This window comes from Paenibacillus oryzae, assembly GCF_001675045.1.
Taxonomy (GTDB): Bacteria; Bacillota; Bacilli; order Paenibacillales; family Paenibacillaceae; genus Pristimantibacillus; species Pristimantibacillus oryzae.
In genome coordinates, this window is the sequence record NZ_LYPA01000060.1 from 21,569 (window position 1) to 47,126 (window position 25,558).

General features: G+C 48.0%; 24 protein-coding genes. 20 read left to right on the forward strand and 4 right to left on the reverse strand.

Annotated features, from left to right (window positions below):
• Positions 1-28: 28 nt before the first annotated feature.
• Genes A7K91_RS13560 through A7K91_RS13570 form a run of 3 tightly spaced genes read right to left on the reverse strand, consistent with a single transcriptional unit; the run spans position 29 to position 2,573 of the window.
• A complete protein-coding gene (locus A7K91_RS13560; protein WP_068683575.1) occupies positions 29-760 on the reverse strand; it encodes a LamG domain-containing protein in 732 nt (243 codons plus the stop codon).
• A 46-nt stretch (positions 761-806) separates the two neighbouring features.
• Positions 807-1,808 carry a hypothetical protein gene (locus A7K91_RS13565; RefSeq protein ID WP_068683577.1) on the reverse strand — a complete coding sequence of 334 codons (1,002 nt, stop codon included), beginning with the start codon at positions 1,806-1,808 and terminating at the stop codon, positions 807-809.
• Positions 1,809-1,823: 15 nt separating this feature from the next.
• Positions 1,824-2,573: an RNA polymerase sigma factor gene (locus A7K91_RS13570; protein WP_068683579.1), complete on the reverse strand. Its 750-nt coding sequence runs from the start codon at positions 2,571-2,573 to the stop codon at positions 1,824-1,826.
• 412 nt (positions 2,574-2,985) lie between these two features.
• Here A7K91_RS13570 and A7K91_RS13575 point away from each other — a divergent pair, with 412 nt between their 5' ends.
• Genes A7K91_RS13575 through A7K91_RS13590 form a run of 4 tightly spaced genes read left to right on the forward strand, consistent with a single transcriptional unit; the run spans position 2,986 to position 5,384 of the window.
• Positions 2,986-3,852 carry a hypothetical protein gene (locus tag A7K91_RS13575; RefSeq protein ID WP_068683581.1) on the forward strand — a complete coding sequence of 289 codons (867 nt, stop codon included), beginning with the start codon at positions 2,986-2,988 and terminating at the stop codon, positions 3,850-3,852.
• 53 nt (positions 3,853-3,905) lie between these two features.
• Entirely contained in the window at positions 3,906-4,403 is a 498-nt protein-coding gene (locus A7K91_RS13580) for a DinB family protein (RefSeq protein ID WP_068683583.1), read from the forward strand.
• A gap of 37 nt (positions 4,404-4,440) precedes the next feature.
• Entirely contained in the window at positions 4,441-4,869 is a 429-nt protein-coding gene (locus A7K91_RS13585; protein ID WP_068683585.1) for a hypothetical protein, read from the forward strand.
• A gap of 14 nt (positions 4,870-4,883) precedes the next feature.
• Positions 4,884-5,384: a nucleoside deaminase gene (locus A7K91_RS13590; RefSeq protein WP_211274530.1), complete on the forward strand. Its 501-nt coding sequence runs from the start codon at positions 4,884-4,886 to the stop codon at positions 5,382-5,384.
• 109 nt (positions 5,385-5,493) lie between these two features.
• Here the strand turns inward: A7K91_RS13590 and A7K91_RS13595 are convergent, their stop codons facing one another.
• Entirely contained in the window at positions 5,494-6,231 is a 738-nt protein-coding gene (locus A7K91_RS13595) for a sensor domain-containing protein (RefSeq protein WP_169833411.1), read from the reverse strand.
• A 127-nt stretch (positions 6,232-6,358) separates the two neighbouring features.
• Here A7K91_RS13595 and A7K91_RS13600 point away from each other — a divergent pair, with 127 nt between their 5' ends.
• From A7K91_RS13600 to A7K91_RS13675, 16 genes are all read left to right on the forward strand, one after another.
• The gene (locus tag A7K91_RS13600) at positions 6,359-6,994 is read left to right on the forward strand and encodes a histidine phosphatase family protein (RefSeq protein WP_068683591.1); all 636 of its coding nucleotides are present in this window, start codon (positions 6,359-6,361) and stop codon (positions 6,992-6,994) included.
• A gap of 59 nt (positions 6,995-7,053) precedes the next feature.
• Complete coding sequence (locus A7K91_RS13605) at positions 7,054-7,506, forward strand: GNAT family N-acetyltransferase (RefSeq protein ID WP_068683638.1); 453 nt, start codon at positions 7,054-7,056, stop codon at positions 7,504-7,506.
• A gap of 152 nt (positions 7,507-7,658) precedes the next feature.
• Positions 7,659-8,189 (forward strand): stalk domain-containing protein, encoded by a 531-nt coding sequence (locus A7K91_RS13610; protein ID WP_068683593.1) that lies wholly within the window; start codon positions 7,659-7,661, stop codon positions 8,187-8,189.
• Positions 8,190-8,262: 73 nt separating this feature from the next.
• Entirely contained in the window at positions 8,263-8,970 is a 708-nt protein-coding gene (locus A7K91_RS13615) for a response regulator transcription factor (protein WP_068683640.1), read from the forward strand.
• Between the two features lie 164 nt (positions 8,971-9,134).
• Complete coding sequence (locus A7K91_RS13620) at positions 9,135-10,004, forward strand: HAMP domain-containing sensor histidine kinase (protein WP_425415662.1); 870 nt, start codon at positions 9,135-9,137, stop codon at positions 10,002-10,004.
• A 26-nt stretch (positions 10,005-10,030) separates the two neighbouring features.
• A complete protein-coding gene (locus A7K91_RS13625) occupies positions 10,031-10,750 on the forward strand; it encodes a cytochrome c biogenesis CcdA family protein (RefSeq protein WP_245697500.1) in 720 nt (239 codons plus the stop codon).
• A gap of 18 nt (positions 10,751-10,768) precedes the next feature.
• A complete protein-coding gene (locus A7K91_RS13630) occupies positions 10,769-11,317 on the forward strand; it encodes a redoxin family protein (RefSeq protein WP_068683597.1) in 549 nt (182 codons plus the stop codon).
• A 14-nt stretch (positions 11,318-11,331) separates the two neighbouring features.
• Positions 11,332-12,414: a peptide-methionine (R)-S-oxide reductase MsrB gene (msrB, locus tag A7K91_RS13635; protein ID WP_082967457.1), complete on the forward strand. Its 1,083-nt coding sequence runs from the start codon at positions 11,332-11,334 to the stop codon at positions 12,412-12,414.
• A gap of 146 nt (positions 12,415-12,560) precedes the next feature.
• Positions 12,561-13,400 (forward strand): hypothetical protein, encoded by an 840-nt coding sequence (locus A7K91_RS13640; RefSeq protein WP_156739544.1) that lies wholly within the window; start codon positions 12,561-12,563, stop codon positions 13,398-13,400.
• Positions 13,401-13,970: a hypothetical protein gene (locus A7K91_RS13645; protein ID WP_156739546.1), complete on the forward strand. Its 570-nt coding sequence runs from the start codon at positions 13,401-13,403 to the stop codon at positions 13,968-13,970.
• 52 nt (positions 13,971-14,022) lie between these two features.
• Positions 14,023-14,208, forward strand: coding sequence for a hypothetical protein (locus A7K91_RS13650; RefSeq protein WP_068683603.1), 186 nt, complete (start codon positions 14,023-14,025; stop codon positions 14,206-14,208).
• Between the two features lie 5 nt (positions 14,209-14,213).
• Positions 14,214-14,585 carry a VOC family protein gene (locus tag A7K91_RS13655; protein WP_068683605.1) on the forward strand — a complete coding sequence of 124 codons (372 nt, stop codon included), beginning with the start codon at positions 14,214-14,216 and terminating at the stop codon, positions 14,583-14,585.
• A 153-nt stretch (positions 14,586-14,738) separates the two neighbouring features.
• Positions 14,739-17,354, forward strand: coding sequence for an ATP-binding protein (locus tag A7K91_RS13660; RefSeq protein WP_068683607.1), 2,616 nt, complete (start codon positions 14,739-14,741; stop codon positions 17,352-17,354).
• A 3-nt stretch (positions 17,355-17,357) separates the two neighbouring features.
• The gene (locus A7K91_RS13665; protein ID WP_068683609.1) at positions 17,358-18,230 is read left to right on the forward strand and encodes a response regulator; all 873 of its coding nucleotides are present in this window, start codon (positions 17,358-17,360) and stop codon (positions 18,228-18,230) included.
• Between the two features lie 272 nt (positions 18,231-18,502).
• Positions 18,503-24,559: an S-layer homology domain-containing protein gene (locus A7K91_RS13670; protein WP_068683611.1), complete on the forward strand. Its 6,057-nt coding sequence runs from the start codon at positions 18,503-18,505 to the stop codon at positions 24,557-24,559.
• A gap of 87 nt (positions 24,560-24,646) precedes the next feature.
• Positions 24,647-25,369 carry a hypothetical protein gene (locus A7K91_RS13675; protein WP_082967459.1) on the forward strand — a complete coding sequence of 241 codons (723 nt, stop codon included), beginning with the start codon at positions 24,647-24,649 and terminating at the stop codon, positions 25,367-25,369.
• Positions 25,370-25,558: the final 189 nt, after the last annotated feature.

A 25,558-nucleotide genomic window follows, 5' to 3' on the forward strand; every position in this document is an offset into this window, starting at 1 on the left:
TCTAGCCCGGTTTCCAATAGCTATGCTTCTAGATCGGCTTCTCAAGCACCTTGCGTTTGGTTGAGGAGCTGCTTTTATGCTGAACCGGGGGAGCTAGTTCTACAGCAGGGACGTAGCCCTGCTCGGTATAGAGCTCCAGTATCTCGGGTTCGGATAAAGCCCGACTGAAAATCCGAAGATCATCGATTGCTCCATGAAAATAGAAGCGGGGCTCCTCTGAATTTTTCTTCCCGATATAAATCGGCTCCTCTGTGCTTGGGCGAAAGGTATATTCCTGGATTCCCTGCAATTTTCCGTTCATATAGAGGGCATAATGGCTTCCATTGTAAGTCACCGCCAAGTGATACCACTGCCCCCGCTGCACGGGATGTTGAGCTGTTACATCTGGCGCATTCATCATCATGTGAACTCTTACGCTGTTATTCATTGTGCTTAATTGAAATACACGTTGCGACTTATCGCTTTGACGTCCGTTATCATCCTGCGAAATAATCGCATTGTTCCACCACTTCATTTTTGCCGCTTCATCATAATTGACCCAAATCGACAGCGAGAATGCAGTGGCGTTCTGAAATAGCTTGGGATCAAGGACAACGAATTCTCCATTTCCTGAAAAAGCCAACGCCCGATCCGGCTCATTAAACCGGTTTACTGTTGGCGTTGCTCCTTCAACCCTGCCATGGTTCCCGTTGCCGCTTGTATCAAGGGCATTCCCGTCAAATAAATATTCCGCAACTAATCCGTTTGTTAAAACCTTCATTTGTTGACCTCCCTTTAATGCTCTGCGTATTTATCAAGCAGACGTGCTAAGAAATATACTGCTCCAGCACCCGATGCATAACTTGCAGCTGCTGTATGCCGCGTTCTTCGGCAGCCAGTGCTTGCTCAAGAAGCGTAATAGCCATTCCGGCGGTCTCCGGGTCGTTAGGCGTACCGCCTTGAGGGAATGGAAAAAGCGTCCTGATTTCTGCCAGATGACGGGCCACCTCTCGATAGTGCTCAGCGGCTGCTAAGGCCAAACGGGATATTTCCTGTGTAACTGGCAATTCGTTAAAGCTTTTTTCAGACAGCCCGGCAAGAAAACGATAGGCGTATTCGCGGGCGTCGCTGACAACCAAGGCGTTATACGCATTTCCGACAACCTCCACCGACCCGGAACGAAATGCTTGTATCCATGCTTCATAGCCTGCAAGTCCATTGCGATAAGGCTCCTCATCGTGACGCGGCAGGTGATTGAACGCATGATCTAAAACCATGTCTAATGCTCCCCGCAATGCCGCTATTTCATCGACCTCAAAGGTATCAGTTACTCCCAGAACAAAAAGCTCTCCAATGCGCCCTCGACCAAGCTTATGATAGGGTAAAAGCCCATCCTCCGCAGTATCCTTGCAGTTGAGGAGCTGCTGGCTATCATCATATCCATAGATAATTCCGAATTCCGGTACAAATAAATCCCAGGCCATAACGGGAATCCCGGTATCAATGCTGCTCTGGACAAATAGCAGGGCTTCCTGAAGCTGCCGGGGCGTAGGCGGGGTCAAATTTGGCTCGCCGATGGATTTGCAAGTAAAGCCCAGATTCATCATGCCTTGCCGAAAAACATCTCCCCAGCTTAAGGAGGCGTAAGGCCCCGCGATATTTACGGTACGGGCATGAATGTTGATCCGAAAAGCCCAGCTTGTGTAGCCCATTACATCAGTGAGAGAAATGTCTTTTTTATCCGTATAGCCAATCATTCTGTATAACGCTTGCCCTGCGCTCGTCTGCGTATACGTGGTGGAGTTGAAATCGCATTGCCTTTGGGACATTTTTTATCACTCCTTTTAGTAGGGGGGAGAAGCCAGCTTTTTTGCTACGGGCAAGCCCAGCTCTCTTCTTGTTTTGAGATAGCCTGTAATCTGAACCTTGATACGTTCCTGCTGCACCTTGCGCCTGGAGTTGGAAATGTAATTATAGACATTGCTTGTGGTAGTTTGAAACATGGCGGCTATTTCGGCAGGACGAAGCTGACTGAAAAAATACGATTCAAAAATGGCTCTTTCCCGCTTGTTCAAGCAATGCAGCAAGTCGTGAATACCCTCCAGCATCTCTTTGCGCATGATGATGGTAACGGGATCATAGCTTTGCTTGTTTGTAACCGACTGATTCAGGCTGTCCAGCACCTTATCTATGGAATCCCAATGATGAGCAGAGGCCGATGCTTGTTCTTTGGCAGGAGGGCTCATTTGAGAGCTATAGCTTGTAAACGGCATCTCATTGGCATAGGGACCACCGCGCCGGAGCTTCATATAAGCGAGATTATGGACAATGGTTCTTAGCCATGGCATGAACCGCTGGGTGTCAACTAAATCTCCCAAATGAAGGAACGCGCGAATAAGCGCGTCTTGAACGATATCCTCGGCGGCAAACGGGTCCTGGGTCAGTTTCTTTGCCCATCCGAATGCTTTCGTCCGATGGCGCCGAACCAGCTCGCCAAAGGCTGGATGATCTCCGGTTTTTGCCAGATCAACTAAATCATCATCTTCAATGGCGGCTAGATCCGCCTCTTTGGATTGCTCGGTATGCAGCAGCATCGCGTCATTTCACCCCTTATCTATATGGATGCCAACAAGCTCGTAAATCTATATGAATCTGAAAAAAATTTTGGCTCAAACCAGAAATCAGTGCTTGACTTGGGCGGAGATGGAACGCTGCGGGACAGAGGGTTCTTCCGATCGCTGTTAAAGCCCGATTCCTTTTATTTATATGAGGACTATGGTGGGAATCGGTCTTTAAAGGCGAACACTGACGTTTCTACAGAATCCCTCCACCCCTCCGCTAAGCTCTGTTTTCTGTCAAGCACTGATTATTAGGTTGAGCCAAAATTTTTGAGAAATATGGGAGGAAATGATACAAAAGTAGGGGGAGACATCCTAAATATACAACATTTTTGCAATAAATGGCGTTATAATAATTGTATGAAAAACGTCAACGGAGATGATCCTTGTGGAATTTGAGAAGGCTGCCCATTTTATATGGAAGCATGGAAGGCTTTTGGAAAGAAGGATTTTTGAATACGTTTTCTATGAGGGCTCCAAGGAGCATATAGTGCGAGCACTAAAGGCATACCAAAATGATGACGGCGGCTTTGGTCATGCGTTGGAGCCGGATTTGCGCGCACCGGAAAGTCATCCGCTCTATATGGAGTTTGCTCTCAGAACCTTGTATGACTGCAATATTAAGGACCTGGACATGTCCTCTAAAGCCTGTGGTTATGTGGAAAAACATGCAGACCTCGCTAATGGAATTCCAACAATTTTTAAATCAGCGACATCTTATCCTCGCGCTAGTCACTGGGACAATCCACTCTCTACAGAGCCCTCGTTCGATAGATTGGTTGGATTGGTAGGCCTGCTCAAGTGGCAAGGGATTAACCATTCATGGCTGAATGAAGCAGCGGCTGTATGCCTTGCTAATTTATCTGCTAGAAAATTTGAGGATGCGCATACGATTTTAACGTCATTTTGCCTCCTTGAAAGCCTTCCTCAAACCGAGCATGTAACGCAGTTGTTTAGCAAATTATCTGCGGAGCTTCTTACTTCTGCAAAGTATTTACGCTTAGACCCAAATATCAGCGAATATGGCCTTTCACCATTAGAATTTGCTCCAACGCCTTCGTCTTATTGCAGTGGAATTTTTTCTAAAGAGATAATCCATGAGCATCTGAATGTTATGAAGTCGCAGCAAAGCGATGATGGAGGATGGCCGATTAGCTGGGAAGCGCCGGGCGAAACCGCAACATGGGAATGGAGAGCTTGTGTGACACTCAAAAACCTGATGCTGCTCCATAACTATAAACAATTAACGGATTAAAAAGCGCGAGGAAGGTTTATATTTCTCCCATTTTAAAGACAGGAGGTTTTTGAATGGAACTGGAAAGGGTTAATCAAAAGCTGAAGGAAACCAGGGCTGAGCTATTAGATATCCTTAATCACTTGGGCAACGAACAATTAAACAAACAAAAAAACGCCGAGAGCTGGACTATTAGTCAAATTTTTCAGCATCTTTCCATAACAGAGGAGCTATATGTGGTAGCGATAAAGAGGGGGCTAAAGAGCAAGGAGGAGTCTTCTATAGCCAACCAGCCGGTAGAGCTCCTGCTGGACAGAAGCAAGCGGCTAGAAGCGCCTGATATTGCAAAACCATCTAATGAGGGAATGGAGCGTCAAGCTATTATAGATAAGCTATATGCTTCAAGACAAAAGCTGAATGAGCTTTTAAGTTCAGTAGAAGACCCTACGCTGTTGAATAGAAGGCATTATATTCATCCTGTTTTTAAGGAACTGTCGTTGATGGACTGGCTTAAATCCTTGTACATTCATGAACAACGGCATATTAAACAAATGAAGGAGATTATTAATTAATAGTGAATTCGAGGAAACTCATGGCAGGAGATGTAATATGAAGAAAAAAGTGACTATTTCAATATTACTTATCATTGTTATTTTATCATCCACCTATTTTCTATTATCCTTAAAGGATAAAAAGGATGTTGAAGCGGCTCTGGACGGGTTTTATACGGATTTCATTGATAGGAAATATGAGGATCTCTACAAGCATTTTGCTTTTAAGTTTTCGGATTATGAGCTTGTCGATATACAGGGGACTATTGCACAAAGCTTAATAAATGATAGAAATTTTTATGGAGATGTCAAACGTATCCGTTACAAATATATATTTTGGACCGGGCCCAATAAACGATTTGTATTTGTGGAAGTACAACGACATGATGGCGGCAATACTTCTACAGATAAGATCAAACTTCAGAAAATGAATAATGAATGGGTCATCGACTCTTACATCAACGGGGACCCAATAAAGTTGCCATAATGGAGGCGTATAGGTTGAATGACAGATATTATTTGGAGATAGCTTTAGAGGAGGCCGAGAAGGCCTTCGCAGAGGGGACTATACCTATTGGCGCGGTCATTGTAGGTCCAGATGGGGAAATCATAAGCCGTGGCCGCAATCGCGTATTTACTTCAATGGACCCCTCCTGTCATGCCGAGATTGATGTAATCAGAAGCGCAGGTAAAGAGCTGTTGAATCCCGAGTATAAAAATAAATGTACGATGTATACAACTGTAGAGCCTTGCCCGATGTGTTCGGGCGCATTGATTCTGGCCGATATAACGCGGGTTGTATGGGCTCTAAGCGATGATTATTTAGGGGCATTGAGAATTATGAAGGAGGGCAATCATTTCAGACATAAATTTGATAAAATAAGCGTTACCCCGATGCCATATCCCGATTTGGCTTTAAGATCGCAGGAGCTGCATAAGCTGTGGGATGAAAAACGGGGAGTCAAATATGTCGTAAGCAAGCTTTCTGCGGAGGAAGCCTGACATCGGAGTGTCGCACAAAAAAACAAACCGCCCGGCACGGAATGAACAGGCGGGCGGTTTGCGTCGTTGTTGATGCGCAGGCTCTGAACCGATAGAGGCTGCTATAGCGCTACACTTGCGAGGTAGTGAGCGGGGCAGCGTCTGTTCTGTCCAGCTCCAGTGATTTTAGAAGCTCCTCGTATGATGATTTCGGACCGGCTGCGCTCGTTTGCTGAGCCGGCTCCGGGCCGGCAGCCGTAAGTATCCACGCTGCGTACAAAGTGCCAAGCCCTCTTAGCATTAGCGGCAACAGCAACGTAAGAATCGCGCCGACTCCTCCGGCAATCCAGGAACGGTGTGCGGCGGTCAAGGGCCAGTCCACCAAGCGGTCAAGTCCCCAGGTGTTTGCAAATAAATTGAATTCAAACCATCGCATGCTTGCTTCATAGGCAAGCGGCGAAAGCAAAACGGAAAATGCAACAATTGGCAGCACAAGAGCCAAGGTGAAAGTCGCGATGCCGATCGGCAGCTGGAGAATGCTGAACAGAATGGCTCTATAGGATCGGCTATCCTTCAGCACGGACCTCAGCCAATGCTTCCAGCTTTGCTGGGCTTCGGGAAGAGGCTGTTCTGCAGCAGCGGCGGGGTATTCCTTTCCAGCCAGCCAACCCTCCACGTATGCTGCTTCATTCATCAATATTTTTCGGCCAAGCGCCAATGTTCCCCCTAGCAGCGGTATGCCGATTAGAACAATGGACAGCGGCAGGCTTGCCGACAATCCTGCAACGATAACGATAAAGGCGCCAATCCCTTTAGGGAGGGCCGTAATAAGCATTTTCCAGGCCAATAAGGCGCTAGGTTTCCTCATGTTCATCCCACGCTTTTCTGTATTGTTGTGTTTATTGTACCCTTAGACTATAGGCATCTTCATCATCCCAACGGATGAATCCGAGCCAGACCAGAGTCGAGGCTTTTGCAAAGGAGCAGACAGAAGCATGAAAGAAACAACTACGATCTATATTACCCGGCACGGACAAACGGAATGGAATATTCAGAAGCGTTTCCAAGGTCATAATGATTCTCCTCTTACCGAGCTGGGAATGAAGCAGGCGTCATGGCTGGGAGAATCGCTGGAGCAGGAACCGATTGATCTGATTTACTCCAGCTCAAGCCAAAGAGCTGTAAAAACAGCAGAAATCATCAGAGGAAAACGGGATATTCCAATCGGCATTTCAGATGCATTTAGAGAAATTAGCTTAGGGGAATGGGAAGGCATTACTCAGGAGGAAGCAAAGGAGCATTTTGCCGAGCAGTTTGATCACTTCTGGAATGATCCGGGTGCATTTCAGGTTGAAAACAGCGAGACCTTCCAGCAGGTATACGATAGAGCTGTTCAGAAGCTGAAAGAAATTATCCATGACCATAGGGGCAAGTCTATTTTAATCGTTACTCATACAGCGGTTATCAAGCTGCTTATGGCGTATTTTGAAAAGCGTTTGTTAAAGGATATTTGGGAACCGCCCTACATTCACCCGACTTGTTTATGCGAAATTGAAATTATAGACGGAGATTGCAATATAGTAAGGCATGGCGATACGGGTCATTACAAAACAGAATTGGATGAGAGTTGAACTAAGTAACTGGAAGTATTATAGGCCGCCATGTGAAAGGAAGGATATAAGCCATGGATATAGATATCAGATTATTAGAGGCTGGCGAAGCTGCGCCTTTTGAGTTATTGCTTTTGGCCGATCCGTCGGAAGCTATCGTTCAGGAATATTTGAGCAGAGGGCAATGCTTCGTTGCCTTAAACAATAATGAGGTCATTGGGGTAGTTGTGCTTATAAAAACGCGCCCTGAAACGATAGAAATTGTGAATATTGCTGTGTCAGAGGACTACCAGGGAAAAGGAATTGGCAAAAAGCTGATCCTGCATGCCATTCATCAGGCGAAAGAACAGCATGCCAAAACGATAGAAATCGGTACTGGGAACTCAAGCCTGCATCAATTGGGACTGTATCAGAAATGCGGATTCCGGATTACAGGCGTGGACCGGGACTTTTTTATAAGGCACTACGAGGAAGAGATTTATGAAAATGGAATGCAATGCCGGGACATGCTTCGTTTAAGTCTAGATTTATGAAATAGCCCTATGGTTCGTATTTAAAGGGCAGCTGTACAGCTATGCGGAAAAATTCAATATCGTAATACAATCGTAATACTTAGCTTAGAGAATCGTAAGCTATCTTATTTATCCTAATCCATGAAAGATAAACCAAATGGAGGATGATAAAGATGGTTAAAAGAAAACAGGGCACGACATTAATCGTAATGGCGGTATTGATGTTATCGCTGGTTTTTTCCGGGTTAGCGAATGCGGCAGGCATCAAAACGATTAAAAAGGGCGGCATGGAGCTTTTTAATCTGAGACAGGCAGCGGAAATGTATGGCTACAGCATAGAGTGGAACGCCAAGGAAAGATCAGTTACGTTGGCTTACATGGGTAAAATGGACGATATGATGATGGATGACGATATGATGAAAGACGACAAGATGATGCAGGATGACAAGATGATGCAGGATGACAAGATGATGGAAGACGATATGATGATGCAGGATGACAAGATGATGAAAGACGACATGATGATGGAAAGCGCCATGAAGCCGGCGGGCAAGATGATTAAGCTCTGGGTTGGTTCCAAAAAAGTGGATATAGATGGCATGGAGGTCATGCTGGATATGGCGCCTACGATTTCCAAAGGAAGCACTTATGTAGTGGAGTCGTTGATTAATGGATACATGATGCCTGCCAAGGCAATGAAATAAATGTGAAAAGGCTCGCCATCGCCATAGGATAGGATGAGGTCAAATGTATTTTCGGGACATGGGGTGGTTCAGTATGCATGAACGAGTGCTGGTTGCTGATGACGACACAAACATTACGGATGTTTGCCGCAGATATCTGGAAAGGGAAGGTTATCTCGTCATAACCGCCAAGGACGGCTTGGAGGCATTGGAGCTGTGGCGCAGTCAAACGCCAAGCTTGATTGTGCTTGATCTGATGATGCCTTATAAGAATGGCTGGGAAGTGTGCAACGAGATCCGGCAATCCGAGGATATTCCGATTGTCATGTTGACTGCCCGCGGTGAGGAGCAGGACCGTTTGATGGGCCTGACGATGGGGGCAGACGATTATTTGACAAAACCTTTTAGTCCGAGAGAGCTTGTTCTGCGTGTGAAGGCTATCCTGCGCAGGATGCGCAGTGTACAGGCAAAACCCGTTTCAGCATCTGAACACACCATTACATTCGAAGGACTTACAATTGACGTAGCAAAGCGTATCGTGGAGGCTGGCGGTCAAATCATTGATCTGACGGTTACTGAATTTGAAATGCTGTATTTGCTTGCAAGTCATCCTGATCAAGCCTTTTCCCGCAATCAGATCCTTAGTAAAATATGGGATTTCAGCTATGAGGGAGATACAACTACCGTTACCGTGCATATTCGGAGATTACGGGAAAAAATCGAGCCGCTTCCTTCTAATCCGAAATATATCAAAACGGTTTGGGGCATAGGCTATAAGTTTGCGAGTGATGGCAACTCATGAAGCTGCGTACTTACTTATTATTGTCCAGCCTGACAGGCATAGGCGTATTGTTGATTTGCCTGTTTGTCAGCTATTCCAAAATGCTGCTTTCGATTGAGCAGTTTTATTGGTTGTCCGGCATAACAGCTGGTGTAGGCTTGTTTTCGTTTATCCTTCAATATGTAATGACAAGGCCGCTTGAAAGATCCATTGCGCGAATTTCAGAGCAGACCATAACGATTGCAGAAGGGGATTTCGATACCGAAGTCCCCGTCATCGGCCCCCGGGAGTTTAAGCTTCTGGCAGAGCAATTTAATGGGATGAGCCTGAGGCTTAAGGAAAGCTTCGACAATTTGCACCACTCCGAATCCGCCCGGCGAGAGCTGATCGCTAATGTATCCCATGATTTGAGGACGCCCTTGGCCTCCATTCAAGCGTTTGTGGAAGCGCTGGAGGACGATGTGATTAAGGATGAGGAAACCTTTCAGCGTTATCTGAACACGATTCGGCTGGAAACGAAACGATTGGCTGGACTTATCCATGATTTGTTTGAGCTGTCGAGCCTGGAGGCGAAGGGAGAGCTGTTTGAACCGCAGCCTTGTCATGCCGATGAGCTGTTGATCAGTACATTGGAGAGCTTTTCCTTTCATCTCGCAGAAAAAAGACTGGCCGTCGAAATTGATCTGCCGGATAAATTGCCTGCTGCAATGATGGTGCCCGCGCAAATCAAGCGAGTTTTGTCCAATCTGCTGCAAAATGCCATTCAATATTCTCCAGAAGAAGGGAAAATTACGTTATCTGCTGCGGAGGAGGGACGTTGCTTGCGAATTTCGGTTAAGGATGAAGGCGAAGGCATCGAAGCAGCGGAAACGACGCGGATTTTTGAACGATTTTACCGGATTGATAAATCTCGCGGCAAAAACAATGGTGGCGCCGGGTTAGGGCTTGCGATCGCTCAATCCATTGTGGAGCATCATGGCGGTGAAATTGGGGTGTTGAGCACCAAGGGAGCCGGCAGCTGCTTCTGGTTCACGCTTCCCATTTACAGCAATTAACTCGTGTTTTAATCAGGTGGTGATAAATGATGGCTGGTGATGTCTTATTCCTGTTTGGGGTATTCGGCGCGGGAGTATTATCATTTTTATCCCCATGTATTTTGCCGTTGCTGCCTGTTTATATGTCTTATTTGTCGGGCAGCATGGTCCATGCTGCGGGCCGTGAAGAGCCGATTGCAAGCTCCGTCAAGCTGCGATTTGTGTTTTTTGGACGGACGCTGCTGTTTGTGCTGGGGCTGTCGGTCGTATTTATTATGCTTGGATTTGGCTCCGGGGTTTTTGGCAGCATTATTTCCAGCTCATGGTTTATTGTTGCCTGCGGCGTTATCGTTGTCCTGTTCGGCATTTATCAAACGGGATTGATAAAGCTGTCATGGCTGGAGCAGGAAAAAAAGCTGTCCGGCGATGGCATGAAAAAAGGCGGATATATCGGAGCTTTTTTGCTTGGCTTGACCTTTAGCTTTGGCTGGACGCCTTGCATTGGTCCTGTATTGGCGGCTGTGCTCGGTATTGCGGCAGGTGAAGGCTCTCCCGCATATGGAGGCTTTCTTATGCTTCTTTATAGTCTGGGGTTAGCCATTCCATTTCTGATCATATCCCTATTTTCGGGGTATCTTCTTAAGCATATCCGCCGTCTGTACCGTTATATGGGAGCAATCAAGGCGGTGTCAGGCTGTATCCTTATTTTGATGGGGCTATTGCTAATGACTGATCGGCTTAACATGATTGTGAGCTGGTTTCAATAATCAATGGGGGGAGTCGGAATGAACAACATATGGAAGCGGGCGGGATGGATTCTGGTCATTGGCGGAATAGTGGCTGCCTTAACCGCATGCGGTACGAAGCAGCCCGCGCAAACCTCCGGTATGAACTCAGCGGCCGGGATGAACAAGGGAGAGGCAGCGCCTGCGTTTTCATTAAGCGATTTGAAGGGCGAATCCTTCCAGCTAGCGGATTTTCAGGGGAAAAAGGTCTACGTAAAATATTGGGCATCATGGTGCTCCATTTGTTTGGCAGGGCTGGAGGAATTGAATACTTTGGCTGGGCAAACCAATGATTTTGAGATTATAACAATCGTTGCGCCAAATTATAAGGGTGAAAAACCGTCCAAGGATTTTACGGAATGGTTTAACCGGCAGCCTTATGAAAATTTGCATGTTCTTTTGGATGAAAACGGAGTATGGGCCAAGGAGTTTCAGGTAAGGGCTTATCCAAGCTCTTATTATATTGGCTCAGACGGCATTTTGGTTAAAGCGCTGCCGGGCCATGCTTCCAATGAACAGATTATTGAGACCTTAAAGGACATTTTGTAAGGAGGGATAGCGTTATGACGCGCGCTGCATATGGTCTGTGTCTCTTTGTTATAGCGATAGTGACATCGGCTTGCGGAGCCATGGAAGCAAGCACTATTGCCACCACGCCCCCTAAAACGGTCAAAGCGATGAGCGTTCCCGAAAGCGAGCTTGACGACCTGTATCTGGCGGGCGGCTGCTTCTGGGGCGTGGAGGCGTATATGGCCCGTATCAATGGTGTTCAGGATGTAACCTCAGGTTATGCAAACGGAGAAGGGGAAAACCCCACCTATAAGGATGTTATTCGCGGGGATCGGGGGTTTGCCGAGACGGTACATGTTAAATATGATCCAAAGCAGGTTTCCCTGGAAAAGCTGCTTGACCATTTTTTCAGAGTGGTTGACCCGACCAGTGTAAACAAACAGGGTAATGACCGAGGCATACAGTACCGGTCGGGCGTTTATTACACGTCGCCAGAGGATGCAGAAATTATTAAGCAGGCTGTAGCGCAAGAGCAAGAGAAATACGACAAGCCGATTGTTACCGAGGTGCTGCCGCTACAAAACTATTATCTTGCCGAGGAGTATCATCAGGATTATCTGGAAAAAAATCCGAACGGCTATTGCCACATCGACTTGAGTATTTTGGATGAGCAGGAGGTTTTTATTGATCCCGCCAACTATCCCCGTCCAACAGATGAGCAATTGAAGGCTCAATTAACGAAGGAGCAATATGCCGTAACGGTTAACAATGATACAGAGCATGCGTTCAGCAACGAATATTGGGATAATTACGAGCCAGGGCTATATGTCGACATTACTACAGGAGAGCCGCTATTCAGCAGCCGGGACAAATACGACTCCGGCTGCGGCTGGCCCAGCTTTACAAAGCCGATTGTGCCTGAGGTCGTCACCTATAAGGAGGACAAAAGCTTTGGAATGGAGCGCACGGAGGTAAGAAGCCGGGCAGGCGAAATCCATCTTGGCCATGTGTTTGATGATGGTCCTGCGGATCGCGGCGGAAAACGCTACTGCATCAATAGCGCCTCCATCCGCTTTGTACCGCTCGACAAGATGGAGGAGGAAAGGTACGGCTATTTGTTGTCAGTAGTGGAATAACGGATAGCGGGCACTCCAGGGATGGAGTGCTTTTTTCCATTGCGGGCCGTCGGGGGCGGCAAGTATTCTACCTGAAGGAGCGGCTTGCCGTTAATGGAATTGGATACAAGAGGAGAAATTTCCAAGGAAGAGATGATGATACCCTTATGAGAATTATCGATACTTATGATAAAATATTAGAATCATTTCCAAAAAGAGAATTTAATCTGGCGCAGTGGCGAAGCTACATAAATTCGATCTCAATTGGTTTGTCGCAAAAACTGGAAGACGATGCAAAGCATTATGACCTGGATAACCAGGTAACTCCAGTTATAAATGCTGCACTCAGCAACGCTTCAAAATTGGAGGAAACCCATGCCTCCTTTATTCAGGCCACGCAACAGCTAAGAGAGAGATTTATAGAAAGATTCAGTTGCGATTTAGAGGTTGATATTATTTTGTACCTAGGATTATGCAACGGTGCAGGCTGGGCAACTTCTGTTAACGGGAAAAAGACCGTTTTACTCGGAATTGAAAAGATGATTGAGTTGAATTGGTGTGATCTGCAAAGCGTGTCTTCCCTTATCTATCACGAATTGGGCCATCTATGGCATGAGCAGGTTGGGAATTTCAAGCATTCCACGAATAAGCAAAGCGAAAAGTCGATTTGGCAGCTGTATCAGGAAGGGGTTGCCATGTATTGCGAGCAATTAATGTGCAATGATTTTTCATTTTATCATCAAAATAAGGAGGGTTGGCTGGAATGGTGTATTAAAAATAAAGAGGCCCTTCTTCATGAGTTTATGAGAAGAGTTGAGCAGGAGGAAAGCACGCAACCATTTTTTGGCGACTGGTCTCATTATCAAGGTTATTCGGATGTAGGCTACTATCTGGGCTGTGAATTGATTAAAAGCCTATTGACTAAATATTCGCTAACCGAAGTTGCGAACTTAAATATCGGGGTAATAACTAGAGAGTTTAAGAATTATGCGAGGAATGGAGAATGAATGATGAGTGGATTGAAAAACAGAAAGTGGATGATTGGCTGTATTGCCGCAACGATTGTGGCGGCTGGTCTGGCCATCACTAGTGTTGCTTTAAATAATCAGGTCAATGAGCTGAAAAAGGAATCCGCTATGCAATTGAATGCCGAATGGTATCAGGTTTATCGCTTATCCGAAATCGTGGATAAAAACTATATAAAAGACGACTTTCAAGATCCGGTAAGATACCAGCTGTTTGTTAATCAAACCGCGCATCATTTCGCGCAAGCAGCAAAGGCAAACGAGTTAACGGTAAATATGAGAAACCTGCTGACACTTACCTACGACCCCTTGTTCCAGGAATTATCTCTTGAGGATGGACCCAAAAACAAAGAAGAGGCCACAAAGCTGCTTACAGCTATGAATGATGATATTATGCTAATCAGTCAAAGCATTGTAGAGATGCAGGATAAGGAAAAAGAAAAATTGCTGAACCCGAAATCATCAGAATTCAGGAAGTTAAATGATCAAGCTAAAGCTGCCTATGAAAAATATAAAGAGCTAGTGGACAATTATTTTAAGACAAATCCGTAGTCAGTTAAGGGGAGCATACATCGCACATTGAAAGTGAAGGAAGTGAGTTGTAATGAAATCGCCAGGAGGCTCAATATTTCCTTATTATTATAAAGGCGGGGAAATCCATTGCCTATCTGGAATGAATCAATGGAGACTCAAAAGAAGAATTAAACAAGCTGGAATTATACAAAACATTTCCTTTTATGCTGACCCGGAAGATGCCAAAACATGGCTAATAAGTGAAAAGAGAGGCTGACAAGGATGAAGCTTACCGGAATCTGTCTAATCACGGATGATGTGCCAAGTCTGATGACCTTTTACAAAAGCATTTTACAGGTGGAGGCCATTGGCGATGAGGTTGCTGCGCGTCTGCGCGTTGAGGGCGACTTCCATTTGGACATTTGCTCCAAGCAAGGAATGGAGAATTTAGCTCCCGGAAGTACGGATGGAATTGGGCATGGCGGTTGTACGATTGAAATTGAAGTTGAAAACGTGGATGAGGAGTACAGCCGTTTAAAGGAGCTTGATGTAACCCTCATTAAAATGCCCGAAACCTACCCTTGGGGAAGACGGTCATTATGGATTCAAGATCCTGATGGAAATATTGTAAACCTGTATACAATTGTAAGCTGAGGAAGACCTGTAACCGAATAAACGCGGATCGCACGGCCCATAAGAACGCATCTCCTTTCACGGTGTGCTTCTTACGGGCCGTTTTTCTAGACAAGATTGCACAGTGGCTCTTATACTGTCAAGGTGAGCTTCCCCAGAATGAGGTGCAGTAATATGCCAATCTTGTATTATGTTCAAACGTCTGCAATCGGACTTGGTATTCTCGTCATTATCGGTTTTCATATGCTCCTGAGAAATGTGGACAATTCCGGGCTCAAATTTATTTTCAACAGCTTGCTGGTTTCAAATATGCTGCTGCTGCTTCTGGAGATGCTATTGAACCTGCTCAATGGTGCGGACGGGAATGTTGCAGGTGGTTTGCTGCCTGCTATTGTCTGTATTTTTTATATTCTGAATCCGGTTCCCGAGGCATTGTGGATTTTTTATCTGAATGCCATTATTCGCCGGAATGAGCAAAAAGGAATGAGCCGGACAACCGCGATTGTTATATGTGTGCCCGTTCTTGCCAACGCGGCATTGTCGCTGGGAAGCTTATTCAAGGGCTATTTATTTTTTGTGGATGAGGGCAATGTGTACCATCGCGGGGAGTTATTCATTTTGATGCCGCTGCTGTGCTACATTTATTTGCTGTATTATATCGTCATGATTGTAGTGAAGCGAAAATTTATTTCCCGCAAGGAATTTCTGGCGCTGCTGTTTTCGGCATTTCCGCCGCTCTTGGCGGGGCTGCTGCAAAGTCTTTTTTTTGGCGTAAGCCTGCTTTGGATTGCGCTGGCCTTTTCTCTTCTTATTGTCTATATGAACTTGCAGAGCGAGCAGGTTTTTCGGGAGCTGGTCAGACTGGATTATTTGAAAAACCAGTTTTTGGCTAATACCTCTCATGAGCTTCGGACGCCGTTAAACGGCATTATCAATTTGACCAATACGGTGCTGGAGCAAAGCAGGGACGGCGTTCAGGAAACTCATCGAGAGGATTTGCAGATGGTGGTTGACGCTGCAAGGCGGCTGGACAGGCTGGTTAACGACATTTTGGACATATCCGGGATTCAAAGCGGCGGTTTGAAGCTTCATCGCGGCGTTATTGAGATCAAGCCGATTGTTGAAGCTTCGATACGGATTGTCAGTCAACTGAATAACGGTAAGCAAATTGAGTTTGTTAATCAGGTCCCGGATTCTTTGCCGCCAGTATGGGCCGATGAGGAGCGGGTTTATCAAATTTTTTATAATCTGATCGGAAATGCGTTGAAGTTTACGGCCAGCGGCTCCATTGCGATAGGCGCAGAGGCCATGCAGGAGCAGGTTGAAATTTGGGTAGAGGATACGGGGAAAGGTATTCCCAGGGATCAGCTGGAGGAAGTGTTTAAGCCATTTTATCAGAGTGATTCCTCGGAGACGCGGGAGGTTGGAGGAGTTGGCCTTGGTCTGCCGATTACAAAAATGCTCATTGAGCTCCACGGGGGCGCGATTCGCGTTACATCTGCTGAGGGACAGGGAAGCCGGTTTATCTTTACCTTGCCCGCAGGTTCGGAGGATGTCGTGAAGAGCAAGGTGCAGCCGTTTGAAGCGTCCTATGGAGAGCTTCAGCTTGAAGCGCCTTTGCTTGCTGGGCTGCCAAGGCTGGCAAACACGGTAAACCCTGCACATCCTGCACATCCTGCAAAACCTACAAATTCGCCAAGCCGGCCAAACCCTGCAGGCTCAGGCGGCAAGGGGAGACGGAGGAGAGGCTACTCCATTTTGGCCGCTGATGATGATCCCGCTAATTTGAATGTGTTGCTCCGCACGCTGGATTACGAGGGTTATGATGTGACCGTTGTTTCCGACGGAGAAGCGGCGCTTGCGGAGCTGGAACGGAATCGGGGCTACGATCTTGTTATTCTCGATGTTATGATGCCTAAGCTGTCGGGCTACGAGGTGTTGAAAAGCATTCGCACCTATTTTACGATGCTGGATATGCCCGTTCTGCTGCTGACTGCCCGGTCCAGACCTGAGGATTTGCAGGTTGGGTTTGAAGCCGGGGCAAATGACTATTTGACCAAGCCGTTTGAAGCTGTTGAGCTGAAGTCGCGTGTCAAAACACTGGTAGAGATGAAGAAGGCGATCAATGAACGGATATCGGCGGAGCTTTCTTTTTTACAAGCGCAAATCAAGCCCCATTTTCTCTTTAATGCCTTAAACGTCATAGCGGCGCTTATTACAAAGGACCCGCCTCGCGCGCGACAGTTATTATGCGATTTGTCCGATTATTTGCGCGGAAGCTTTCAAGTGGAGGATTATCAAGGCATGATTTCGCTGGAAAACGAATTATTGACGGTGCAAGCCTATGTGGCTATCGAGATGGAGCGTTTTCGGGAGAAGCTGCATGTTGAGATGGACATCGATAGCGAAATTCGGGGTAATATTGAAATTCCGATGCTGGTTATTCAGCCATTGGTTGAAAATGCGATTCGCCACGGCATTATGAGCAAGACGAAGCCGGGGACCGTTTCTCTGATCGTGCGCAAAGCTGCGGGCTGCGTCGAGGTTATCGTGCGGGATGACGGGGCAGGGATACCCGGGGAGAAGCTTGCGCGCCTGCTTGAGGAGCAAACAAAGCTGACAGGGCAAACCGGGCTAACAGATCAAACGTGGCAGTCCGGGCGTTCGGGAATTGGGCTGCGGAATATTCAGCGAAGGCTGCTGCTGCAATACGGGAAGGGCCTGCATATTCAAAGCGCGCCGGGCGAAGGAACAACGGTCACGCTGGAAATTCCATACGAGGGGGACTAGCTCATGCTGCGAGTGCTGTTAATGGATGACGAGCTAACGATATTGGAGGATCTGGAATTAATGCTGGGCAGCGATGATAGAATCCAGATTGTCGGCGCTTTTCATGATCCCCTGGAGCTGTTAAAAAATTTGCCTGCTTTAAAAGCGGATTGTCTGTTTATGGACATTGAAATGCCGGGTATCAATGGCATTGAATTGGCGGCACAAATTCAGGCTGCCGGAACGGACATGGAAATTATATTTGTGACGGCATACAACCATTACGCGACACAAGCCTTCGAGGTTCATGCCATGGATTATTTGCTCAAGCCGATACGCCCGGAGCGATTGGCCAAGGCGATTGATCGGGTAATCCGGCAGAGGGAGTCCAAGCAGCCCCCCGGCAGGGAGGAGAAGAGCTGCGTGATTCACAGCTTGGGTACCTTTGAAATCAAGGTCGGGGCAAGCCGGGTCAAATGGACGCGTTCCAAATCCAGGGAGCTGATGGCCTATATGCTTCAGCACGAAGGGAAGTGGCTGTCCAAGTATAAGCTCTGCGATGAGCAATGGAGAGATTATGAGCCGGAGCGGGCTTTGGCTTATTTGCAAACCTCCATTTATTCTCTTCGAAAAAATTTGCGGGAGGCTGGCTGTAACGGGCTGCTCATTGAATATTCGGAGGACAAATACCGGTTACAGGCGGGGGAGGTAGAATGGGATACCCGCAATTTTGAAGCAGCGTATTCGAGGTTTATACAGACTGGCTCCCCGGTAGCAGCACGAGAGGCGCTGGCCTTGTACCGCGGTGAATATTTGGAGGGAGAGGACTGGCCTTGGTCGGATAACGTCCGGGAGTCATACATATGCAAATATGAACGGATCAAGCAGGTTGTTTAACAAGGGCGTGTCTGAATACTCCGAGGGGAACGTTCTAGAATCGGGAACGATAAGGAAGTCTTGCGAACTATGCGAGATTTCCTTTTTTTATGTCGATTTTTGAGAGTGTTTTGCTAGAGGCGTTTCGTATGATGGAGAGTAGAGAAGGGGATCTGGACAAGGCGACTGCCCGCGTTGGAGGAAAGCGGCTTCAGCGGGGAGGCGACTGCGCAAGCAGTTGCAGCCATGTATGCCGTATCTCGAACTACATAAGGATGGAAGGATGAAGCTAGATGAAAAAAAGGCGTTTTAACCGTGTTCTGGCGCTGATGCTGTCTATTATGATGATCTACGGTCCTCTGAGCGGAGCGATTGGCACAGCGGCTGCGCAGCCTGGCAGCGATGTTGCGGAGAACACCTCCACCGGGGCGGTCTATAGTGATGTTGCATCGGCATTGGATGCTGCAGCGAATGGCGAGACGATAAGGTTGATCTCGAACGCAACGTTAGCAAACGCAATTGTCTACAATCGCAACAATGTGGGCGTTACGCTTGATTTAAATGGATACAGCATTATCCGAACTGTCTCCGGCGGCGGTGAAACAGGTGCAGACGGAGCCGTTTATGTCTCTGACGGTCTATTAACAATCTGCGACACCTCGGCCTCCGAAAGTGGCTATATCGAATATATAAATTCAGGAGGCCTTGGAGGGAGCGGGCTTAACATCGGAGCGAGCGGCTCGGTAAAGCTGCTGTCCGGCGGCATCCTGGGTACGGGGCAAAGTGTATTTGCACATGACGCGGGCGGCCGTTTCGAGATGAGCGGCGGCGTGGTGTACGGCAGCGGAGATCATCCTGGCTCTGAAGCGATAGCAGCCGTCTCTGGCGCATACGTCACGATTGCCGGCGGTTTTGTCGGAACCAAGCATGCAGGCGCTGCCATGATCTGGAGCGGCGCTACGCTTGATCCCTCCTTCTGGAGCATAACGGGAGGATACTTTACTTCCAGCTACTATAATGATGGCCCGCAGAGGGAAATTGCAGGTTTTGTAACGCAGGGACAAGTAACCGAGCTGGATACGACACGGACCCATGCTATATCGGGAGAGACCGAATACAGATACCATTTGACGATTCCGCGCAGCATTACGTTTGACGGAAACGGCGGCGTCAGTCCGGTTGCCATGCTTACAACGGATGCTTTTGGCAAGCTGGCATCGCTGCCCGCTAATGCAACCAAAAGCGGCTTGGACTTTGCAGGCTGGTTTACGGCGGCAACAGGGGGCACGCAAATTACGGCGAATTATATTTTTGACCGGGATACGACGGTTTACGCGCAATACACTGGACCGGCTGTTATTCCCGACCCTCCAGCACTGACGGCTGTTGGCGACGATGCCAATAATATGGTGAGGCTGAACTGGACCTCCTCGCTGGCCGGTCAGGAATACTACATGGTGTACCAAAAGGACAGCGGAGGGGATGGATTGGATGAATATCAGTCGATTCCGCTGAAGACGGATATCAAGGTGTTGAATATCTATCCCGATATTTCAGGCTCCGACGGAGCAAAGGATTGGATGCAGGCCATCATGGCCAGCGCTCCGGATGGCTATGCCATGGCTGTGGACAAGGTTGCGATCAGCGATTTCAACGGCAGCGATTCATCCACAAATTATGCTCATTATTTGACGAAGGACAGCAATGGCGCTTACGCCTATGATGTGCTGTATTTTGGCGCGTGGGATGTGAACTACGGCCGCGATATGTCAGCGGATGCTTACGCTGCTGTAGAAAGCTTTATTCAATATGGCGGAGGCGTACTGGTCGGGCATGATACGGCAAGCTTTAATCATGTCAACTTTATTGATTTGGCAAAAACCTATTTGAATATGGATGTGAAGTTTCAGGAGCATCAAGGTAATCCCAGCTTTCCTCCGTTTGGAAGCAGCCGGGTAGAGATCCAAAGACGGGGTTTCCCGATGAACTACCCGTTTGCGCTTGGCAATGTTGGTGATGTGCTATACACGCCGGTATCCCATAGCTATTACCAATTTGCCAAAGGCGATGTTTGGTTCAAATACAACAATCTGGAATGGGGTCCAGGCCCGGAAATCAACAGTTACATGGGGGAAAAAGGAACCACTAACTTCTACCTGACGACATGGAACAATACGGCTATGATTCAGACCGGCCACAGTAACGGGATGGCGACTGTAGACGAGCAAAAAATATTGGCCAATACGTTTTTTTATCTGGCCCAGACGTCAACTGCAAACAGCTTTAATGATCGCATGTCGCAGGATGTTGCAGCGCCAAATGCAGTGAGCGGCACAATTACGGTGGCTCCTGGAAGTGCCGTTGGCAAGCAACAGCTTGGCTGGAATGCCGCTACAGACAATGGAAGCTCTTATGCATATTATTTGAAAGCAATATCCTTTACCGATGGCAGCAGCCGCCAATCGGCGGAAGCGACTGCTACAGTCACGACCGGAATCAAGGGATACGCTGTAACCGTGGATACCAATGCCGCCGGTTCCGACCCGGGCAAAACGGTAACTACAACAACAGCGGCCGTCGAAACAAATCATTTGCAGGCGGGCATCACTTATTACGCGCATATCAGGGCAATTGACAATGCGGATAATGCATCGGAGATTGTTACTATTGCATTCACAATTGAAGCAGGCGGGCTGACGGTTACATCGCTTGATCCTAGCGGCAAGGCGAATGATGGAAAAACGAAGGTATCCGTTCTAGAAGAGCTAGGACAAGGAAACAAGTGGGTGTATTTGAATGTAAACAGCGGCACTGTAGCGGTTCCTGCCATTGGCGGAGAGCTTGAAGGGTATACGGATTTACCTGCAAACGGTCTGATTGCCGCAGCCGATGGGGATAAGATTGCTGTTGCGGAAGTGGATGCTGATGGCAAGGTGGTCCGGTTTGGCCAGACCGTAGCGGTTGTCGCCCCTTCTGCAAATGAGCTTTCCGTATTTTCCGTAGATCCTTCCGGATCGGAAAACAACGGAAAAACCCGGATGGTAGCCGGTGCAGGCACAGGTAATAATCTGGTCTATTTCAACTTTGGACAAGGCGAGGTTGCAGAACCGGCCCAAGGCCAGACGTTGAGCGATTATAAGGCTTTGCCGGCAAGCGGAATCATCCAGGCGGCAAAAGGAGACCGAATTGGAATTGCAGAGCTGAGTCCCGATGGCAAAGTGCTGCGCTTCGGCTCGGCAAAGGCGGTTGTTCAGGATGAGTGGGAGGCGACGGGACTGACCGTAGCCGTGACCGACCCGACGGGGGCTGGAACGGATGGCAAAACGAAGGTGTCGGTTCATGCAAGCCAAGGCAACAAGCTTCTTTACGTGAATTTTAAGCAAGGGCCTGTAACTATCCCCGCTGCAGGAAGCAGCCTGACAGGAGCGGGGTATGCAGAATTGCCTGATCATGGTCTTGTGGAAGCTGATAACGGCGATCTGCTTGGCATTGCCGAGATTGACCCGTCAGGCAAGGTTGTCCGGTATGCAGCCATTCCAGCAATCGTAGTGCCTGATTCAGCGGCAAAAGGGTTGCCTGTAGGAGCGAAGGATGCTACAGGAGCCGAAAGCGAAGGAAAGACGCAGCTGACAGGAAGCGTGGGAGAAGGACATAAGCTGGTGTACCTGAACTTTGGCGAAGGACCGGTAACGGCGCCGACAACAGGTCAGCCGGCAGGCAGCGGATATGTGGATGTGCCGGCGGACGGAGGAGTCGAAGCCAGAAATGGAGACATCCTGGGTGTAGCCGAGGTGGATGAAAACGGAAATGTCGTGCGGTTTGGCACGACTACTGCGGTTATGTCGCCGGAGTCGGCTGCCAAGGGATTGCCAGTATCGGCTACGGATGCAAGCGGAGCCGGAACGGATGGAAAAACAAGAATGGTAAGCAAGGCTTCTGAAGGCAACAAGCTGGTTTATGTGAATTTTGGCGATGGCTCGGTGCAAGTGCCGGGAATCGGCGAGACATTGGCCGGGTATGCAGAGCTGCCGGAGAACGGTGTGATTGAAGCAAAACCGGGCGACAAAATCGGTATAGCGGAAATTGGCCCGGACGGCAAGGTTTTAAAATACGGAGTGACCGCAGCGGTTGTTGTGCCGGAAGCGGCGGCGAAGCCGTTGCCGGCAATAAGCGTTGAGCCAAGCGGGGCGGGCAGCGACGGCAAGACGGTGGTACAAGCCGCGACGGGCACTACGATTGGCAGCGGGAATAAGCTGGTTTATTATAACGCAGGACAAAAGGCGATTGCTGTACCGGAGACTGGCGCTTTGCTGGCCGGCTATTCGGAGCTGCCGGTTAACGGGATAATTGATGCCTCGGAAGGCGACAACATCGGCCTGGCAGAAGTAGACGCCAGCGGCAAGGTGGTGCGGTTTGGCACAACCAAGGCTGTTGTGGCTAATGCCAATGCAGCGAAGGGACTAAACCCCACGGCAACGGATCCTGTTGGCGAGGGAACAGAGGGCAAAACAAAGCTTGCCATTTCTACGCAGACAGGCCAAGGCAACAAGCTGGTATACCTGAATGTTGGAACAGGCGTTATGGTTAAGCCGGAAGTGGGCGATACGTTAAAGGGGTATAAGGATATGCCGTCCGATGGATTAATTGACGCGGGCAATGGCGATGTCATTGGGGTAGCGGAGATTGATGAATTCGGCAAGGTGGTTAAATTCGGCTGGACTGAAGCGATTGTATATGCGGACGCGGCAGCAAGCGGGCTGAAGGCAACTTCTGTTGATCCGGCGGGAAGCAGTAATGATGGCAAAACAACTATTATGGCGGCAGCGGCAGCAGGCAACAAGCTGGTGTACGTCAATTTCGGTAAACAAATGGCGCTGACGCCAAATACGGGAGAGCTGTTGACCGGCTATGCCGATTTGCCCGCAGACGGCATTATTGCGGCTGTTCACGGCGATTGCATTGCAGTCGCTGAACTGGATGAGGCAGGACGGGTTATCCGCTTCGGCACCGTAAATGCGGTTGTTGTAGATTCTGCACAGGAATATTCTGGCGGAGGTTTTGTTGGTATGCCTGCTTCGTCGAGCCAGGGCGTCGAGGTTCTGGTTAATGGCAAGGTCGAATATGCAGGTACGGCCAAAGTGACAACGGATAATGGCCGTTCGGTGACAACCATTGATGTCGATCAGGCCAAGCTTCAGGCGAAGCTGGAGGCCGAAGGACACGGGGCTGTCATTACCGTACCGTGGGCGAAGTCATCCGACGTGGTAGTTGGCCAGTTGACCGGCCGCATGATTCAGGAGATGGAGGACCGGGAAGCAACGCTTGTCCTGGATATTCCGGCAGGCTCGTACCGGATTCCAACCGGACAACTTCATATCGCAACGCTTGCCAAGCAATTTGGCGGCAGCGTCAAGCTGGAGGATGTGCAGCTTCAGATTCATATTGCAGTGACCGGCCCGGAAACCGTACAGGCTGCACAGAACGTAAGCGAAAAATATGGCGTTTCTTTAATGGCTCCTCCGGTTACCTTCAAGGTTAATGCGCAATACAAGGGACAGAGCATTGAAGTTACGGATTATAGTGTATATGTAGAGCGGACCGTGGCATTGCCAGAGGGCATTGATCCCAACAAGATAACAACTGGCGTTGTGCTTGAGCCGGACGGCACTTTGCGTCATGTGCCAACCAAAGTGACCAAGTCCAATGAAACCTACTATGCAAAAATCAATAGCTTGACCAACAGCGATTACGGCATCATCTGGAATCCGATGACGTTTACCGATCTGAGCGGACATTGGTCAGAGGCATCCGTCAATAACATGGGCTCCCGCCTGGTCGTCAATGGCGTTGGTGGTGGCAAGTTTAATCCCGATGCAGACATCACCCGGGCTGAATTTGCGGCAATCGTCGTTCGTGGACTTGGTTTGCGTCTGGATCAGGGAGATGTGGCGTTCACCGACGTCAACGGCTCTGAATGGTATGCAAGCGTAGTTAATACGGCGGTACAATTCGGTCTGATCAAGGGATATGAAGATGGCAGCTTCCGTCCCAAAACCAAGATCACCCGCCAGGAAGCCATGACGATTGTGGCCAGAGCGATGAGTATTACGGGCTTGAAGGAGCAGGTGGCGGATTCAGCGCAACAGTCCGGAAAGCTTGATGCTTTCCGTGATGCCAATGCTGTAGCCTCCTGGGCAAGGGAAGGAGCTTCGCTTGCTGTAGCGGCGAAAATCATGCAAGGGCGCACAGCCGACCTATTAAAGCCGAAGGCCTTCATTACAAGAGCCGAGGTAGCGACGATTGTTGAAAGGCTGCTTCAATATTCGGACTTGATTGAAATGAAGAAATAAACCACGCAGCTATGTGAAAAAATATTTTGTTTCAAACCACCGCAGCCTTGATTTTTCAATCGGGGTGTGGTGGTTTTTTACTTTCAGATGTATAATAATGGAAGAAGTATAGCAGCAAAAGCTCCGGCTTCAGGAAAGGAATGTTATACTATCAAATTCATAGATATAATTCTGGCGCTGCTTTTTTATCGTTCGCCACAAGTTTCTTTTTGTGATGAGGAGATTAAGGAGTTTGATACCATCTTCAATGCTGCAATACATGGAGATGGGCTTATTAAGTATACGAGTCTATTCCCGAAACAAAGATTTCTTTTGTACATCTCTATGAATAAGAACGTCTTAATGCATGGTTCAACCCAAAAAAGCATAGCGGAGTTCGAACCAAGAAGGCAAACCTTGTATAACGGGAAATATGTTGAGGCTGTGTTTGCTACAAAGGATGGGGTATGGCCCGTATTTTATTCCATTTTTAATAAAGACAAACTGGCAGGGAATTTTAGAAATGGCTGTCTTGAAACCAGGAGCGGGAAAAAGTTTTACTTTTTTTCAATCACCAAGGAAACATACATGAATAGTCCTTGGACTCAGGGCATGATATATTTCTTACCCCGTGAATCGTTTGAGAGGGCAAGAAAAGAAATCATTTCTTTTGATGAGTGGATAAGCGAAGAGCCGGTGAAGCCAATGGCGAAAATAGAAGTTGATTTGACTGATTTTTATTTTATGGATAGGGTCTCGATACACAAAGCTAAAGAGCCGGTATTGAAAACATGGTTGTTGTATAAATGGCGAAACCTATTTTCTGGTTAACTGAGGAAAAAATTATTGATTTAACGCTATATAAGTTGAACAAAAGAAAAGTAGCGACAGGCCAGAGTGTGAGGGGTTCTGGAGAAGCGGAGCGGTCGCTTGTGTTCCCGGATTTCACCATTTGAACCTATCATTCATGGAAATCTGGGAACAACTGCGATCGGAAGAACTTTTCACACGCCGGCCTAC